The 17,419-nt window shown below is 53.8% G+C and carries 20 protein-coding genes; 2 read left to right on the top strand and 18 right to left on the bottom strand.

Features of this window, described 5'->3' with window-relative positions:
* The 15 genes from queE to HBN61_RS05850 form a co-directional block, all read right to left on the bottom strand.
* Positions 1-648: a 7-carboxy-7-deazaguanine synthase QueE gene (queE, locus tag HBN61_RS05780; RefSeq protein ID WP_170046327.1), complete on the bottom strand. Its 648-nt coding sequence runs from the start codon at positions 646-648 to the stop codon at positions 1-3.
* Between the two features lie 163 nt (positions 649-811).
* Positions 812-1,633, bottom strand: coding sequence for a tol-pal system protein YbgF (ybgF, locus tag HBN61_RS05785; RefSeq protein WP_094994974.1), 822 nt, complete (start codon positions 1,631-1,633; stop codon positions 812-814).
* Positions 1,634-1,639: 6 nt separating this feature from the next.
* On the bottom strand, positions 1,640-2,140 hold the full coding sequence (gene pal / locus HBN61_RS05790; RefSeq protein WP_003441254.1) for a peptidoglycan-associated lipoprotein Pal: 501 nt from the start codon (positions 2,138-2,140) through the stop codon (positions 1,640-1,642).
* A gap of 55 nt (positions 2,141-2,195) precedes the next feature.
* A complete protein-coding gene (gene tolB / locus HBN61_RS05795; RefSeq protein WP_213936080.1) occupies positions 2,196-3,446 on the bottom strand; it encodes a Tol-Pal system beta propeller repeat protein TolB in 1,251 nt (416 codons plus the stop codon).
* A gap of 47 nt (positions 3,447-3,493) precedes the next feature.
* Positions 3,494-4,588, bottom strand: a complete 1,095-nt coding sequence (tolA, locus tag HBN61_RS05800) for a cell envelope integrity protein TolA (protein ID WP_094994972.1) — start codon at positions 4,586-4,588, stop codon at positions 3,494-3,496.
* Entirely contained in the window at positions 4,588-5,040 is a 453-nt protein-coding gene (gene tolR, locus HBN61_RS05805) for a protein TolR (protein ID WP_162199712.1), read from the bottom strand. The genes tolA and tolR overlap by 1 nt, the downstream gene beginning before the upstream one ends.
* 23 nt (positions 5,041-5,063) lie before the next feature.
* A complete protein-coding gene (gene tolQ, locus HBN61_RS05810) occupies positions 5,064-5,759 on the bottom strand; it encodes a protein TolQ (RefSeq protein WP_047277996.1) in 696 nt (231 codons plus the stop codon).
* A complete protein-coding gene (ybgC, locus tag HBN61_RS05815) occupies positions 5,749-6,216 on the bottom strand; it encodes a tol-pal system-associated acyl-CoA thioesterase (protein WP_047277999.1) in 468 nt (155 codons plus the stop codon). Before ybgC ends, tolQ begins: the two co-directional genes overlap by 11 nt.
* 138 nt (positions 6,217-6,354) lie before the next feature.
* Positions 6,355-7,413, bottom strand: coding sequence for a Holliday junction branch migration DNA helicase RuvB (gene ruvB / locus HBN61_RS05820; RefSeq protein WP_094994970.1), 1,059 nt, complete (start codon positions 7,411-7,413; stop codon positions 6,355-6,357).
* Positions 7,414-8,022 carry a Holliday junction branch migration protein RuvA gene (gene ruvA / locus HBN61_RS05825; RefSeq protein ID WP_094994969.1) on the bottom strand — a complete coding sequence of 203 codons (609 nt, stop codon included), beginning with the start codon at positions 8,020-8,022 and terminating at the stop codon, positions 7,414-7,416.
* 108 nt (positions 8,023-8,130) lie between these two features.
* A complete protein-coding gene (ruvC, locus tag HBN61_RS05830; RefSeq protein ID WP_094994978.1) occupies positions 8,131-8,655 on the bottom strand; it encodes a crossover junction endodeoxyribonuclease RuvC in 525 nt (174 codons plus the stop codon).
* Positions 8,656-8,783: 128 nt separating this feature from the next.
* Positions 8,784-9,530, bottom strand: coding sequence for a YebC/PmpR family DNA-binding transcriptional regulator (locus HBN61_RS05835; RefSeq protein ID WP_170046328.1), 747 nt, complete (start codon positions 9,528-9,530; stop codon positions 8,784-8,786).
* Positions 9,531-9,648: 118 nt separating this feature from the next.
* On the bottom strand, positions 9,649-11,424 hold the full coding sequence (gene aspS / locus HBN61_RS05840) for an aspartate--tRNA ligase (protein WP_094994967.1): 1,776 nt from the start codon (positions 11,422-11,424) through the stop codon (positions 9,649-9,651).
* 112 nt (positions 11,425-11,536) lie between these two features.
* Positions 11,537-11,758 carry an FmdB family zinc ribbon protein gene (locus HBN61_RS05845; RefSeq protein ID WP_094994966.1) on the bottom strand — a complete coding sequence of 74 codons (222 nt, stop codon included), beginning with the start codon at positions 11,756-11,758 and terminating at the stop codon, positions 11,537-11,539.
* 179 nt (positions 11,759-11,937) lie between these two features.
* The gene (locus HBN61_RS05850) at positions 11,938-12,300 is read right to left on the bottom strand and encodes a ribbon-helix-helix domain-containing protein (RefSeq protein ID WP_094994965.1); all 363 of its coding nucleotides are present in this window, start codon (positions 12,298-12,300) and stop codon (positions 11,938-11,940) included.
* Positions 12,301-13,026: 726 nt separating this feature from the next.
* Here HBN61_RS05850 and HBN61_RS22805 point away from each other — a divergent pair.
* Entirely contained in the window at positions 13,027-13,629 is a 603-nt protein-coding gene (locus HBN61_RS22805; protein WP_170046329.1) for a cold-shock protein, read from the top strand.
* A 68-nt stretch (positions 13,630-13,697) separates the two neighbouring features.
* On the opposite strand, the gene HBN61_RS05860 is transcribed toward HBN61_RS22805, so the two are convergent.
* Positions 13,698-13,904 (bottom strand): SlyX family protein, encoded by a 207-nt coding sequence (locus tag HBN61_RS05860; protein WP_047278009.1) that lies wholly within the window; start codon positions 13,902-13,904, stop codon positions 13,698-13,700.
* The gene (locus tag HBN61_RS05865) at positions 13,901-14,332 is read right to left on the bottom strand and encodes an HIT domain-containing protein (protein WP_170046330.1); all 432 of its coding nucleotides are present in this window, start codon (positions 14,330-14,332) and stop codon (positions 13,901-13,903) included. Before HBN61_RS05865 ends, HBN61_RS05860 begins: the two co-directional genes overlap by 4 nt.
* A 730-nt stretch (positions 14,333-15,062) precedes the next feature.
* Between HBN61_RS05865 and HBN61_RS05870 the strand changes: the two genes are divergently transcribed.
* Entirely contained in the window at positions 15,063-16,346 is a 1,284-nt protein-coding gene (locus HBN61_RS05870; RefSeq protein WP_094994962.1) for an OprD family porin, read from the top strand.
* Positions 16,347-16,576: 230 nt separating this feature from the next.
* On the opposite strand, the gene HBN61_RS05875 is transcribed toward HBN61_RS05870, so the two are convergent.
* Positions 16,577-17,419 carry a mechanosensitive ion channel family protein gene (locus HBN61_RS05875; RefSeq protein WP_169965209.1) on the bottom strand — a complete coding sequence of 281 codons (843 nt, stop codon included), beginning with the start codon at positions 17,417-17,419 and terminating at the stop codon, positions 16,577-16,579.

Here is a 17,419-nt window from a genome sequence, read left to right on the forward strand (position 1 = left end):
TCAGCGCCCCGGCTCATCGTTCCATAAGTATTTGTGCAACTGCATTTGCAAACGCACCGGCAAGTTGTCGGCAACGATCCAGTCGGCCAGTTCACGGGCCGACAAATCATGATGGCTTGGCGAGAACAGCACCTCTCCGGCTCGCCGCTCTAACCCATACTCGATCAACTTCGAAACCGCCCAGTCGTAGTCATCACGCGAACAGATCACAAACTTGACCTGATCATTGCATGTCAACAACGCGATATTTTCGTAGAGATTACGATGGGACTCTTTAGAGCCAGGAGTCTTCAGATCAAGCACACGACTGACGCGGGGATCCACTGCCGAAATATCCAGCGCACCACTGGTCTCGATGGAGACTTCATATCCGGCATCGCAAAGCTGCGTCATCAAAGGAATTGCATTGGGCTGGGCTAGCGGCTCCCCCCCTGTAACACATACATAGCGCGGACGATAACTCGCCACCTGCTCAAGTATGTCCTTCAGAGGCCTTACAGTGCCGCCACTGAATGCGTAAGCGCTGTCGCAATAACCACAGCGTAAAGGGCAACCGGTTAGGCGAACAAAAACGGTAGGCAAGCCAGCCGTTCGCGTTTCACCCTGCAACGAGTAAAAAACTTCGGTAATTCTCAATGTGTCTTGCATATCCGCCACGGGCGTAACAGCTAAACAGGCTGTCCGCCTCCGTCAGGCACTCCAAGGAATCTGCCAACGCAGTACTCAGAAGAGCGTATTTCATAAAAGGGCGTGGATTCTAACGAAAAAACCCGCGACAGGCGCGGGTTTCTCGATGAAAACACTCGATAGCTTACATGCGCTGCAAATCGCGCTGGGCCAATTGCGCTGCAGAGGTGCCCGGGTATTGGGACACCACTTGCTGGAGGATGCCTTTAACCTTATCGGCATGCCCCAAACGGCGCTCAACATCAGCCAACTTGTACAACGAGTCAGGCACTTTCCCATGCTTGGGATAAAGCTGACTGACTTTGGCGAACGCCTGGCCTGCAGCCTGCAAATCACCTTTAGCCAGATTCACCTCACCCAGCCAATATTGAGCGTTACCGGCATACTGACTGTTAGGGTATTTACGCAAAAAGGCACTAAACGCCTGGCTGGCCTTGTCGAAGTCTTTAGCCTTGATCAAGTCAAAAGCAGCATCGTAATAGAGCTTTTCTTTCGCCGGATCACCCGGCTCAGAACTGGCAGCAGCCTGAGGAGCAGGTGCAGCCGTATTACTGGCGGTCGTACTGGCACCACCAGATGAAGAATTATCAGGCGCGGCAGCAGGAGCAATGCCAGCACCAATACGCCGATCAAGTTCCTGGTATCGCTCCAGGCTTTCTTGCTTCATGCGCGAAATATCATTCTGCAGAACTTCGATTACACCCTGTTGGCGTGCAATCTGTTCCTGCATTTGTTGCAACTGGTTGAACAGCTCGCCCTGTGCCGAGACAGGGGCCGAAACCCCTCCCCCGGCATAGGCGCCGCTCGCACCGTAACCCGTTGACGGATAACTCCCCCCGCTATTGTTATAGCCAGAGTTGTCATCGACCACAGGAACCGCAGCCCAGGCCGCAAGCGGCATGAGGCTGAGAGTCAGAATAGTTACAGCACGGCGGCACGTTCGCATGACGAATTACTTACGCAGTTCGACGCGACGGTTCTGAGCCCACGACTGCTCGTCGTTGCCAGTGGCGATCGGACGCTCTTTACCGTAGGACACCAGCTCCAGCTGTGCTGGAGAAACACCTTGCAGAACCAGGTAGCGTTGAACGGCTTTCGCACGACGCTCGCCCAGTGCCATGTTGTACTCACGAGTACCACGGGCGTCAGTGTTACCTTCCAGAACAACGCGAGCGCCGTTAGCTTTCAGGTCTTTTGCGTGAACGTCCAGAGCGCGCATAGCTTCTGGTTTCAGGTCCGAACTGTCGTATTCGAAGTAGAAAACAGTGATAGCACGCAGAGCAGCTTCTTCGCTCAGGGAGCCATCAACAGCGCCTGTGTTTGCGCCATAACCAGCGTTTGGATCAACAGCAGCGCCTTCACCGGCATTGTCGCCGCCTTTAGACGAGCAACCTACAGCTACAGCCATGGCCAGTGCCAGCGCAGCAAATTTACCAAACTTCAGCATTTCCATCGTAAAACTCCTAATGAACCCCAAGTGTTAAGTGCAACGTAAAGCTATCACCACGTCAGTTCAGGTAAGGGGACCAGGAAGGTTCTCTGACTTCGCCTTGAGCGGTAGGAAGAGGGAGCCTTACGCGCCCATTAATGGACACGAGCATCAAGACTCCCCGGCCCTGCTGGCGGGTGGCGTAGATTACCATGGTGCCGTTGGGCGCAACAGTAGCTGACTCATCAAGGTTGGTATCTGTGAGGATTTTCACGCTTCCACGCTGCAAATCTTGCGCTGCCACACGGAAATTGGTGAAGCCATCCTGACGATGAATCATTACCAGGGTCTTTTCGTCTGCCGAAAGCTTCGGACTGGCGTTGTAGTTCCCGATAAATGTCACGCGCTCTGCATTACCGCTACCAACTGTGGTTTTGTAGATTTGTGGTTTACCGCCGCGGTCAGAGGTGAAGTAGATGGTTGACCCATCCTTGCCCCAGAACGGTTCGGTATCGATAGCCGGGCTGTTAGTCACGCGAGTCAGCTGACGGGACGCCAGATTCATTACGTAAATTTCAGCGTTACCATCTTTAGACAACACAAATGCCAGCTTCGAACCGTCCGGAGACCACGCAGGGGCACCGTTAAGGCCTTCGAAGTTGGTGATTTGCTCACGACGACCGGTATCAATGTTCTGCATGAAGATACGCGGACGTTTTTGCTCAAACGAGACATAGGCGATGCGCTTGCCGTCTGGCGCGAAACGCGGCGACAGAATCGGTTCACGCGATTGCAGCAGCGTGACAGCACGTGCACCGTCGTAATCCGAACGCTGCAAGGTATAGCGGGTGTTATTGGCACTGGCGCGCTCAGCCGTTACGTAGAGTAAACGGGTTGAGAATGCGCCTTTAATACCGGTCAGTTTTTCAAATGACTGGTCGGAGATGTAATGCGCCATATCACGCAGCTGCTCAGCAGTACCGGAGACACTACCGGTCAGAACCGGTTGCTCGGTGGCCACATTGAACAGGGCATATTGAACCTGCAAACGACCGCCGGCCGGGACAATATTGCCGACCATCACGTACTGGGCACCTAACGCTTTCCAGTCACGGAAAATGACTTCGCTGGCCTGGGTCGGCAAGCTGATCATGTTCTGCTTTGGAATCGGTGCGTAGTAGCCCGAGTTGCGCAGGTCATTGCCAATGATTTCAGCCATGTCATCCGGCAGAACGGAACCGCCCTGCCAGCCAAATGGAACCACGGCAATAGGTGTGGCCCGGTCGCTACCGCTAGTGACCAGAATGTTCTTTTCTTCTGCCATTGCCATCCCTGCGAAGCAGCAGACGACGACGAGCAGTCCTCGAAAAAAGTTAATCACAAGGCTAGATCCTCAGGTGTGAATGTCATCTTGAATGATCGATAAGGATTGAATTCGCTGGGCTTCAGGCCCTGCATCTCCGTTAAACGGCCAATGTTCTTGACCGCCGCCACAGCCGAACTGTCAAAAGGTCCGTCACCACTGGATCTGGCAACCGTAACCGAAGTTACCGTGCCATCCGGCAACATGCCAATTTGCAGCACCACTGTCATGTTCTTGCGAGCCGAAGGAGGACGAGCCCAACCTTCTGCTGCCCGGGCACGAATCAGGTCATCAAAACTGCCGGCGACCTCATCGCCCTGCTCCTCTGCCAAGGCTTGTTGACGTTGAGGCGTATCGGAAAGCAAATCTGCCAAGGCTTGCGCCTTTTTCTCTTCGGTCGATTTACGTGCTGCTTCTACTGCCTTTTTCTTGGCAGCATCAGCAGCCGCTTTTTTCTTGGCGTCTTCGGCGGCTTTCTTCTTCGCCTCATCCGCTACGGCCTTTTTCTTGGCATCTTCAGCAGCTTTCTTCTTCGCATCTTCGACAATCTTTTTCTTGGCTTCTTCGGCGGCCTTTTTCTTCGCCTCTTCTTCAGCGGCTTTTTTGGCCTCTTCCTCAGACTTTTTCTTGGCTATATCAGCCAACTTTTTCTCTTCGGCTTTTTTGGCTTCAGTGGCTTTTTTAGCGTCGTCTGCTTTCTTGGCTTCGTCCGCCTTTTTAGCTTCCTCAGCCTTCTTCGCTTCACTGGCCTTGGCTTCGTCAGCCTTCTTGGCCTCTGCTGCTTTCTCGGCAGCCTCTTCTTTCTTTTGTTCCGCCGCTTTCACGGCCTCTTGCTCAACCTTTTTTTGCTCCATCTGCTCAACTTCGGTCTGACGTGCGGCAGATTTCTTTGCCTCACCCGCAATCTTTTGATTGGTCTGGGTGGTCGCCTGACTTTTTGACTTCAGTTGATACAAGGTTGCTTGAACAATCGGCTTCGAGGGAGGCAGTTCCGGCGTCATGGCAAAACTGGCGAACAGCATGCCAAAAATCAGAACGTGCAGCCCTACGGCCCAAACTGTAGGCCAAAAATAGTTTTCAGAGGCGGACGGCTCCCGCTGTTCGCGCATCAGGGAGCCTCTGTGATCAAGCCAACATTACCGACGCCGGCTTTCTGCAAGCCCCCCATGGCTCCCATCACCGCGCCATAATCCACAGACTTGTCGCCGCGAATGAAGACCTGAGTATGCTTGCCGCCTTCGTTGCCAGCACGAATGATTTTGGTGACGGCATCTGTCATTTGCGGCAAGGTCATGGCCTTGTCCATCTGTTTTTCAGTATCGACTTCGCTGCCAAGGTTCCAGAAGTAGGTCTTGTCAGCCTTGATCGAAATAGTCAGAACCTGAGTGTTGTTGTCTTGCGGCAAAGCCTCACTGGAGACTTTGGGCAAATCCACTTTCACACCCTGATTGAGCATGGGCGCAGTCACCATGAAAATGACCAACAGTACCAACATCACGTCGATGTAAGGCACCACGTTCATCTCGGCGACCGGCTTGCGCTTCTTGCGAGCTCGAGCGATTAAAGCCATTGGAAAGTACCTGCTTATTCTTCGCTGGTGTGCACTTTACGGTGCAGGATCGCCTGGAATTCATCGGCGAAGGTGTAGTAGCGACCGATAAGGGTTTCACTACGCGCAGCAAAGCGGTTGTAAGCGATAACGGCTGGAATTGCAGCAAACAGACCGATTGCCGTAGCGACCAGCGCTTCGGCAATACCTGGCGCCACAGTCGCCAGCGTGGCCTGCTGAGCCGTCGCCAAACCGCGGAATGAGTTCATGATGCCCCACACCGTACCGAACAGACCGATGTAAGGGCTCACAGAACCAACTGTCGCGAGGAACGGCAGGCTTTGCTCCAGTTTTTCTTCTTCACGGGAAATTGCTACACGCATGGCACGGGCCACACCTTCCATGACAGCCTCAGGATCTACACCTGGCTGCTGACGCAGACGGGAAAACTCCTTGAATCCTGCACGAAAGATCTGCTCAACGCCCGAATCAGGATCCGGATTGCTACCTGCCTGGCGGTACAACTTGGACAGATCGATACCCGACCAGAAGCGCTCTTCAAAGCTTTCCAGGGCACGTCGACCGGCGCGCAGCATGGTGCTGCGCTGAAAAATCATGACCCACGAGGTAACCGATGCGGCCAGCAGGGTCAACATTACCAATTGCACAACAATGCTGGCATTGCTGACCAAGCTCCACATGGAGGAATGGTCGACGACGTTAGCTTCCACGCTTTATCTCCTGCTCTAAATGTTTACCCGCGCCGCTCACGTCGGCAAAGGCCGTACGTAAAGCTTCGGGAATGGCCCGGGGTTTGAAACTATCGGCGCGCACACAGGCCACCAAAAACTGCCCTTCGCAGAGCAACGTTGAGTCCGCAGCCCGCCAGACCTGCTGTTTGAAACGCAGGCTGGCACGGTTGAGTTCTATTACTTGCGCAGTTACCAACAGTTCGTCGTCCAGTCGCGCCGGTGCGTGATAACGCGCCTCGCTGGAATGCACGACAAATAACAGGTTCTCCCCTACCAGCTCGGACTGGGCAAACCCCAATTCCCGCAGCCTTTCGGTTCGAGCCCGCTCCATAAACTTTAGATAATTTACGTAATACACGACGCCACCCGCATCGGTGTCTTCGTAATAAACGCGACAGCGATGTGCGAACGGCTCAAGCCTGTTTTGCGCGCGCATACTCTAGTGCTTACTCCTCAGGTTGCCAATCCGCCAGACCACTGTTTTTCACTCTTCTTAGACTTTAAGACTCAGGATTTTCAGCGCCAGCCCTTGTGACATCAAAAACGGCAAAAAAATCGACTCATTACGGCTTAATTAATCATCCTGCGCATTCGAGAATTCATCTGCGCTCGGCATTTCGCCCAAACGTGACGGAATATTCAGACCAAAGTGCAAATACGCATGCCGGGTCACTACACGCCCTCGCGGCGTACGCATGATATAGCCTTGCTGAATCAAGTACGGTTCCAGCACATCCTCGATGGTATGGCGCTCTTCACTGATCGCTGCCGCAAGACTGTCGACCCCCACCGGCCCCCCATCGAATTTCTCGATCATGGTCAACAGCAATCGCCGGTCCTGATGATCAAACCCGTGTTCATCCACATCCAGGAGATTGAGCGCCAGATCTGCCACAGATTTGGTGATATGCCCCTTGGCCCGCACTTCGGCAAAGTCGCGCACACGGCGTAGCAACCGATTTGCGATACGCGGTGTACCGCGGGCCCGCCGCGCAATTTCGTATGCACCTTCCGGATCCAGCGGCAAACCGAAGATTCCCGCAGAACGACTGACGATCGTCGCCAGGTCATCAATGCCATAAAACTCAAGACGCTGAACAATGCCGAAGCGGTCGCGCAAAGGATTGGTCAGCATCCCGGCACGGGTTGTCGCCCCAACCAGCGTAAACGGCGGCAAATCCAGCTTGATCGAACGCGCAGCAGGCCCCTCGCCGATCATGATGTCCAGCTGAAAATCTTCCATGGCCGGGTACAAGACTTCCTCGACAATAGGCGACAACCGGTGAATTTCATCAATGAACAGCACATCATGGGGTTCCAGATTGGTCAGCAGGGCTGCCAGGTCCCCTGGCCTCTCAAGCACCGGGCCCGACGTACTTTTAATCGAAACACCCATTTCCTGCGCAATGATGTTCGCCAGGGTAGTTTTACCCAAGCCCGGCGGCCCAAAAATCAGCGTGTGGTCCAACGACTCTGCACGCCCACGCGCAGCCTGGATAAACAACTCCATCTGCTCGCGCACTGCCGGCTGACCAATATAGTCGGCCAGACTCAATGGACGGATCGCGCGATCCTGAACCTCTTCGCGGTCACGTCCGCTGGAAGCGGTTATCAAACGATCAGCTTCAATCACTTAAATCATTCCCTTCAGGGCTCGGCGGATCATGTCTTCACTGCTCAACGTTTTGTCCTTGATGGCCGACACTGCTTTACTCGCCTCTTGAGGTTTATAGCCCAAAGAGATCAACGCGCTGACCGCATCGCTTTCAGCGCTGGCGACTTGCGCAGGGGCATCCGGCTGATTGGGCACCAGCGCAAACATGCTCGGCACCTGCTCCCATGCTTTGAACCGATCCTTCAGTTCGACCAACAGGCGCTCGGCGGTTTTCTTGCCAACCCCCGGCACCTTGGTCAGCGCCGACGTATCCTGGGCCTGTACACAACGCACCAGCTCATCGACTTCCAGACTGGACATCAGTGCCAATGCCAATTTAGGGCCCACGCCATTGAGCCGAATCAATTCGCGAAAAAAATCGCGCTCTCGCTTGCCACTGAAACCATAGAGCAACTGCGCATCTTCGCGAACCACTAAATGGGTGTGCAGGGTCAACGGCTCACCGATTGAAGGCAGGCGGTAAAGTGTAGTCATCGGAACCTCCACCTCATAACCCAGGCCATTCACATCCAGAATCAGGTGAGGCGGCTGTTTTTCAGCGAGAGTACCGCGCAAGCGTCCAATCACGTTTCAGATCCTTTTTCAGGCCAGATCAATGGCTAACTAATAAGACGGGGCGCTGCACGATTGCACGTTCAAACACCCAAAGCGCTCAACACCAGAGACACCCGCCCCCTATAGACGCAGACGACCACCCCGACTGCGCGCAGCACCCAACCCGTGAGGCAGCAAACTGGAGCGCGTGTGCGCATGGCACAACGCAATTGCCAACGCATCAGAAGCATCAATTTGCGGTTTTGACGTCAGCTTGAGCAAATGCATGACCATCATCATCACCTGCTCTTTATTAGCGCCCCCGGTACCCGCAACCGCCTGCTTGATTTGAGTCGCCGTGTACTCGGCGATTTCCAGACTTTCCTCACCGCCAGCAACGATTGCTGCGCCCCGGGCCTGACCCAGCTTTAACGCCGAATCCGCATTACGCCCCATAAATACTTTTTCAATGCCCATCGTAACCGGGCCGTACGTCTGTATCACTTCGCGCACGCCGCGATAAACGATCTGCAGCCGCTCATGCATTTCGCCGTTGCCTGTACGAATACACCCCGAAGCCACGTACACACAGCCACGACCGGTGTCCTGCACCACGCCATAGCCGGTAATGCGCGAACCGGGATCGATACCAAGAATAAGAGTCATAACGCCTGCAGCTTTAGAAGTGATGCCCTCGGGCATGAACCCGGACAGCTTAAAGGCAGAAGCCGGAGGTGCACAGCCTGCGATCATCGCAGCGTTGCACCTCCGGCTTCCAGGATTACAGCGAGGTATCAGGCAAGCTGTTCCAGCACAGCCTCGGGGATCTCGGCGTTGGAGTAAACGTTTTGCACGTCATCCAGATCCTCAAGCATGTCGATCAGCTTGAGCACCTTCTCAGCACCCTCCAGATCCAGCTCGGCACTCGTGGTGGGCAGCATTACGATTTCGGCATCAGCCGGCTTGAAGCCTGCAGCCTCCAATACGTTGCGAACTGCGTAGAAGCTCGAAAATGATGTGAACACATCGATCGACCCATCTTCATTGGTCACAACGTCATCGGCATCTGCTTCCATAGCCGCTTCGATCAAGGCATCTTCATCAACACCCGCGGTATACGAAATCTGGCCTTTACGCTCAAACAAGTACGCCACAGAGCCATCAGTGCCCAGATTGCCGCCGCATTTGCTGAAAGCATGACGCACAGCTGCTGCAGTCCGGTTGCGGTTGTCGGTCATGCACTCAACCATCACCGCCACGCCACCAGGCCCGTAGCCTTCGTAACTCAGCTCAACCATGTCATCGGTATCAGCCGCACCGGCACCACGGGCGACAGCACGATCAATGACATCACGGCTCATGTTTGCTCCAAGCGCTTTGTCCAGCGCCAGACGCAGCCTTGGGTTGGACGCTGGGTCACCACCACCCTGACGCGCCGCGACAGTCAGCTCACGAATCCACTTGGTGAAAATTTTGCCTTTTTTGGCATCCTGACGCTCTTTGCGGTGCTTGATGTTCGCCCACTTAGAATGACCTGCCATAACCTACTCCGAATCCTTGTCTGAAACCTTGCCAACTTGGCCCGAAGGGCCAGCCAGCAATAAAATTTCCGGTCCAACGAGAAAGGCGCATCCGGGGATGCGCCTTCGGTGTTCCGTATTACTCAGCCTTAGGCTGTTCACGCAAACGAATATGCAGCTCTCGCAACGCCTTAGCGTCCACCATGCCCGGAGCTTGAGTCATGACGCAGGCAGCACTCTGGGTTTTAGGGAATGCAATCACTTCACGAATCGACTGAGCGCCAGTCATCAGCATGACAAGGCGGTCCAGGCCGAATGCCAGACCACCGTGCGGCGGCGCACCGTACTTCAGCGCGTCCAGCAGGAAGCCAAACTTCTCTTCCTGTTCCGCCTCGTTGATGCCCAACAGACGGAAGACCGCTTGCTGCATTTCTTTACGGTGGATACGGATCGAACCGCCACCGAGCTCGGTACCATTCAACACCATGTCATAAGCACGAGAAAGAGCGGTTGCCGGATTGGCTTCCAGCTCTTCAGGCGAACACTTCGGCGCAGTGAACGGGTGATGCAAGGCGCTGAAGCTACCGTCTTCGTTCTCTTCGAACATCGGGAAGTCAACGACCCACATCGGGGCCCACTCACAGGTCAGCAGGTTCAGGTCGTTACCTACCTTGATACGTAGCGCACCCAGTGCCTCACTCACGATCTTGGCTTTATCGGCGCCAAAGAACACGATATCGCCATCCACAGCGCCTACGCGATCCAGGATGACATTGAGGTTGGCTTCCGGAATGTTTTTAACGATCGGCGATTGCAGACCCTCAACACCCTTGGCGCGCTCATTGACCTTGATGTACGCCAGGCCGCGAGCACCATAAATGCCAACGAACTTAGTGTAATCGTCGATCTTGCTGCGCGGCATGCTCGCTCCGCCCGGTACGCGCAACGCGGCAACGCGGCTTTTAGGATCGTTGGCCGGACCGCTGAAGACCTTGAATTCAACGTCTTTAAGTTGATCGGCAACATCTACCAGTTCAAGCGGGTTACGCAAGTCAGGCTTGTCGGAGCCATAACGGCGCATGGCCTCTTCAAACGTCATGTGCGGGAATTCGCCGAATTCCAGATCCAGCACTTCCTTGAACAGGGTGCGAATCATGCCTTCGGTCAGGCCCATGATGTCTTTTTCATCAAGGAAGCTGGTCTCAATGTCAATCTGAGTGAACTCAGGCTGACGATCTGCGCGCAAATCCTCGTCGCGGAAGCACTTGGCGATCTGGTAGTAGCGATCAAAACCCGCAACCATCAGCAGCTGTTTAAACAGCTGTGGCGATTGAGGCAAGGCAAAGAAGCTGCCTGCATGAGTACGGCTTGGCACCAGATAGTCACGTGCACCCTCTGGGGTTGCGCGGGTCAGAATCGGTGTTTCGACATCCAGGAAGCCGTTTTCGTCGAGATAACGACGGATGCTGGTGGTCATGCGCGAACGCAGGCGTAGCTTCTCGAGCATTTCTGGGCGACGCAGGTCGATAAAGCGATAACGCAGACGGGTCTCCTCGCCTACATCAGAGAATTCGTTAAGCGGGAACGGAGGGGTCTCTGCTTCGTTCAACACTTCCAGTTCGTAACCCAGCACTTCGATCATACCGGACGCCATGTTGGCGTTGCCCGCACCTGCCGGACGCAGACGCACCTTGCCGGTGACTTTGACGACGTACTCACTGCGCACCCGATCCGCGGCAGCGAAGGTTTCAGCACGATCCGGATCGAAAACCACTTGGGCCAGACCGTCACGATCACGGATATCGAGGAAAATCACCCCACCGTGGTCACGGCGACGGTGAACCCATCCGCAAAGGGTAATTTCCTGGCCTTCCAGGCTTTCGTTCAGTTGGCCGCAATAATGGCTGCGCATCATGGTCGTAGTTTCACTTCTCGTAATTCGAAATTCGGTGGAGGCCTTGCGCACCATTACCAGTGGTTAGTGACACGCAAGACCCCGCTCATATTCAGACTGCTTTCGCTCGATCTCAGTCGGATTTGTCGCCGCCTGCCAGATTTTTTTTCGAGCCTGTCTTGAAATCTGTTTCATACCAGCCCGTGCCACTCAAGCGAAAGCCAGGCATGGACAGCAGTTTCTTCAACTCAGGCGCCTGGCAGGCAGGACAATCAATCAGCGGTGAGTCACTGATTTTTTGAATGGCTTCCAACTGATGACCGCAGGAAGCACATTGATAATCGTACATGGGCATTGGCGTATCTCGACTATCCGATAGCGGCACCCTCCTACAGAGGGCCACAAAGGGCGAGATTATATCTGGTAAATCGTGCCTTTGCAGCCGCGCGAACGGCCATATGAAGCTAAAGGCACCATAAATATTGAGCGGTTACAAGCAGCTGAACACGCGCACTCGCTTGGCTTAAAGGTCACTCACCCCCAAAAGAACTGCTTTTGTGGAGCCTCAGCTGATCCCCGTACAGCATTAGAGAGGTGCATCACACACACAACCCGAATCAGCCCGCTGAAGTTTTTCACCCCGCCATGCCGCAGATGAACCTCCCTGTCTACATACGACAACAACGCATTTATTGAACAATCATTATTGCGAGCAATGTCCGACAACACCTTCCAGTACACCTCTTCAAGACGCAGACATGTTGCAAATCCATTTAACCTGACCGAACGCGATAACGGTCGCGCCAACGACATCCCAAAATCGAGAATAGCAGGATCAATCTTGACCCTTTGAACGACTCTGCCACCCACCCCTTCATGCCTGATTAATCGCCCCATATTTAGAGCACTCCATCGCAACACCATTTAAGTTAATTAATATTCTTTGAAACACCCTTACATAAAACATTATGTAAAAGTTCTTATCCAGCGGATCTCACCCGCAAATACGTAGGAGCTCTCCCGCTGCACCGGATGAATTCTTGAACGCTCAGCCTCAAGCCCTCAAACGCCAGCCACACGGAGCCATCACCACTTAAATCCGGACAAGCCTGATGCCTCGCCCCAGTAATAAAATAAAATACAGCATGGACTTACAGCCAACTTTTACGCCGCGCTATATATATGTGTACTGCTGTGCCTGATACACCCTCCCGCCAGCCCACCAACCCTCAAACAAATATATATAGCCTTTATGTCAAAACAACCCAACTTCAAAGCGAAACAAAATTCATCACACATAAGGAAACCCAAAGTATCCCGCCCCCTCTTAAATATAGCCATAACACAATCACAACAAATCAAACGCCGCCCCCAGACAAAAGCATTGTTAGAAAACGACGAATCCTACCGACTCAAAGGAAGCACCTTTATTTGCCGTTCAGAAGGCATAATTTGAGAAGCTTCACGCTTTACTGTTAAATAGGCAGCGTGTCGCCTCCACCGAGGCTTGGTGAGGGCGCATAGGCTGATCACCGCACGTGTCCAACGCCTTCATTTTTTTCAGAAGCGAACCGTGCCCAATCAGCTCTTCCTTGCGATCCGTCTTAATGTGAGTTAATCGAAATGTTGAAAATCGTCCACTTGGTGACGGGAGCAGCGGCGTTGCTGCTGTCCTTTATACCCAGCCTACAGTCTGAAGCTATCCCTTACCCGCAACACGCCGATGCCCTATACCTGGCTTTTCTCGGCTTGCTCAACCTGACCCTGGCCCCTGTCATACCGTTCTGGAATAAAGGTGCGCGCCACCAACTGCAAAATCTGGTCAGCGCCTTGCTTGTCCTGTCTGTGGTTCTGCAAACCCTGACCCTGTTTGGCCTGCTGTTGCCGATCGGCGATCAACCTGCAGTTTTGTTAAGCCTCGCGCCTGCTTTTTTGGCCGTATTGCTACATCTGGGGGTTAGCTTTTACAAGTCCTCCCCGTCGTCAGCTTCACCAAACTACGACATGACTAACCGCGATACCGGCACCGTGAAGTGGTTTAACACATCAAAAGGGTTCGGCTTCATTTCCCGCGACTCCGGCGATGATATTTTCGTGCACTTTCGTGCCATTCGCGGCGAAGGCCACCGCGTTCTGGTAGAAGGCCAGCGCGTGGAATTTTCGGTAATGAACCGTGATAAAGGCCTCCAGGCTGAAGACGTGATCGCGGCACTGCCACGCCGCTGATTTAACCGCCCAATAAAAAACCGCGAGCAGCCTGGCTGATCGCGGTTTTTTATCATCTGTCTGAAGGATCAATAATGTGGTGGGGGCGCCTCGTCCTCAAACGACTCAAACTGCCCCCCCATCTCTTCCTGGCGCTTAAGCAAAGCAGCAATCTGCATCTGCAACCGATCTACGGCATTTTGCTGGGCCACCAGCACATCATTCAGCGCCTGGATGGTGTCATCCTGAAAAGCCAAACGGGTTTCAAGATCTGTCACACGAGCTTCAAGCGTCACAGCACGCCCTCCGAAATTATCAACTCTTCACCGAGTACCGCTTTCAACCTGCTGCGCAAACTAAGTACCTCTTCGCGAGCATAAGGCTTTGCCGGGTGTTTACCCCAAACCGGGCCGGGCCATGCAGCATCCGTGACGTACCGCACGATCACATGCATGTGCATCTGTTTGACCACATTACCCAATGTGGCCACATTCATTTTGTCCGCTGCAAACAGATCCTTCAGCACGCGTGCCAATGCGGTGGTTTCACGCCACATCAAGTGCTGATCATCATCATTCAACTGAAACAACTCACTGATACCCTCGCGTCGCGGCACCAGAATGAACCAGGGGTAATTGGAGTCATTGGACAGCAGAAGGCTGCACAACGGGAAATCTCCCATCAGCCACGTATCCTGTTTGAGACGAGAATCCAAAACAAACACTGAATGTTCTCCTGTGCAACGGTAATTTTACAGGCAGCCAGACTCATCAACTGCCCGCCAGCGAAGTGCAGGATACCCCTGATCCAGAGTTGCTTCACGCCTCAAGGCAACAGTGATTCAACAAAGATGCACCAAAATTGCACAGCCCGAATGATTTCAGTGCAGTCAAACGTCACCGCTCGCGCGCCGGGTGTTAACCGGTAACATTTTTCGCTCTCACAATTTAAATAACTGGAGGTTGGGTAACACAAATACGGAAACGCCTGCTCCTGACGTCCATAGCCCTCGGCCTCAGACCGCACGAACGCTGGATATCCTCGATGAATATTTTTTTTCTAAAGATGTCGAGCTTTGAGCATGCTTGTTGCATAGAGCATGTCCATGTCGATGATGCGCGCTCAAGGATGTAACGGGGCTACGATAATCAACAATAGACCAGCCGCAGATAAGTGGCGGTTTAAATCCGTGGTTCCATGACAGAACCCACCACACCAACCACCCAAAACAGTTTCAACAACATGTACGAACACCCCTGGCAGCAGCACATTTACGACTTAAAAAACGTGTTTTGCGACACAGCTGTAAAGAAGCTGAAAGCTTATGAGGGTAAGTATCGCCAATAGGGCCGGCGTGATATAAGTTTGCGCCGACACAAAAAGAAAGAGCCGCCCCAGATAAAAATTCAGGTGGGACGGCAGTACTCTTCCTAAAACCAAAGGAGCAAATCACGATGCGCGTGATGAAGTGGAGCATGATCGCACTGGCTGTATCAGCCGGGACTACGCAGTTCGCAATGGCATCGTCTCAGGACGAAGCCAAGGGTTTCATTGAAGACAGCACCCTGACTTCCAAAACCCGCATGCTGTACATGAACCGTGACTACCGCAATGGCGCTGGCAACATCGCGAAAGAAGGTGGCGGCTTCAAAAACGGTTATCGCGAAGACTGGGGCTTGAGCGAACTGCTCAACTACGAATCCGGCTTCACTCAAGGCACCGTAGGTGTGGGCGTGGATGCTTTCGCAATGGGTACTGTGCGCCTGGACGGCGGCGCAGGGCGTCAAGGTAACGGCCTGTTCGCCACTCGGGGCAATGGCGATCCGGAAGATACCCAGTCGAAAATGGGCGGAGCGGTAAAATTCCGCATCTCCGACACCGTTCTGAAGTACGGCAACCAATTCGTAGCCAGCCCGGTATTCTCCACAGATGACAGCCGCTTGCTGCCTGAAGTAGCCACCGGCACCCTGATTACCAGCAAGGAAATCAAGGGACTGGAATTGAGCGCCGGTCGCTTCACCGCGCTGAGCTCCCAGACTGGCATGGGTCGTGACAGCATCAACGGTCCGGGTGAACCCGGCCTGACGGCTGCCAATATTGCTGGCGCAACCTACCAGTTCACCGACAATTTTGTCGGCGGCGTAGCAGCGTCGGACGTTGATGATTACTTCAAAAAGCAATACATCAACCTGAACTACACCCTGCCGATTGCTGAATCTCAGGCCTTGAACTTCGACTTCAACGGCTACCGCACTTCTAGCCAAGGCAAAGAGCTAGCGGGCGACGTCGACAACAAAATCTGGAGTTTGGCAGCAGCCTACAGCTTGGGCGCACACAAGTTCACCCTGGCCTACCAGCGCTCTACCGGTGATAGCGGCTACTACTACGGCGTAGACGGCGGCGGCTCTATTTTCCTCGCCAACTCCGTGCAGTACTCCGACTTTAACGGCAAGGACGAGCGCTCCTGGCAGGGTCGTTACGACCTTAACATGGCCAGCTACGGCGTACCCGGCCTGAGCTTCATGGCCCGATATGTCAACGGTGACAATATCTCCACCTCCGAAGGCGAAGGCAAAGAGCACGAATTCAACTTCGAGAGCAAATACGTGATGCAAGAAGGCCCGGCCAAAGACCTGTCCTTCCGCCTGCGTAGTTCGGTTTATCGCACCACCAGCAACTACGGCGTTGATACCAACGACGTTCGCGTGATCGTTGAGTACCCGCTGAACATCTTGTAATAAGTGCGTTAATGCCTTAACTGCATAGTGTTCAAAAAAGCCATGCCCTTCAAAGAGGGCATGGCTTTTTAATGTCCGGGCTCAGCAATATAGCAAGCTAACTAACTTCCTACCGTTAGCGCAATGTAGCGCTGACTACTGAAAAGTGAAGACCAAAAACAATTAAAGAGGCTCACGCCCCTTTAATTGATCAATCACACACGTGTCTGACTCAGGCTATTCACGGCCACTTATTCTGCCGCCGACTCCTGAACCACGCGAATCACACGCTGCGGAAACGGAATATCGATATTTGCAGCCTTCAGACGATCACGGGACTGTTCGTTGAACATGAACAGCACATCCCAGTAATTCGGGGTATCAACCCACACGCGTAATGACATGGTGATAGCACTGTCACCCAACGTGGTCACGACAACCACCGGAGCAGGATCTTTGAGTACGCGCGGGTCATCCGCCAACGCCAGCAACACCTCACGCACCTTCTGCAGATCCGCCTCGTAATCAACGCCAACATCAAACACCACCTTGCGCGTCGGCTGACGGTTGTAGTTAGTGATGATGCCGTTGGACAAATTGCCGTTGGGCACGATGACAGTCTTGTTGTCGCCGGTGCGCAGAACAGTATGGAAGATCTGAATGCTGTCGACGGTACCACTCACGCCCTGCGCTTCAATCCAGTCACCAATCTTGAACGGACGGAACAACAGTATCAGCACCCCACCAGCAAAGTTCGCCAGGCTGCCCTGCAACGCCAAACCGATCGCCAGACCCGCCGCACCGATCGCCGCCACAAATGAGGTGGTCTGAATGCCGATCATTGAGGCAACACTCACCACCAGCAGCACTTTGAGAATGATGTTGGCCAGACTGCTGATAAAGCCTTGCAGCGCCAGATCAGCCTTGCGCAGCGCCAGTAAATTACCCAGCTTTGCGGTCAGGCGATTGATCAACCACCAGCCTACAGCCAACGTAATCAAGGCCAGCAGCACGCGGCTACCGTATTCCATGATCATCGGAATCCAGGCTTGCGAAGCCTGGATCAAGTGATCCATTTCAGCGTTCAAGTCCAT

It is taken from the genome of Pseudomonas sp. WS 5071 (genome assembly GCF_012985765.1).
In the GTDB taxonomy this organism is placed as follows: Bacteria; Pseudomonadota; Gammaproteobacteria; order Pseudomonadales; family Pseudomonadaceae; genus Aquipseudomonas; species Aquipseudomonas lundensis_A.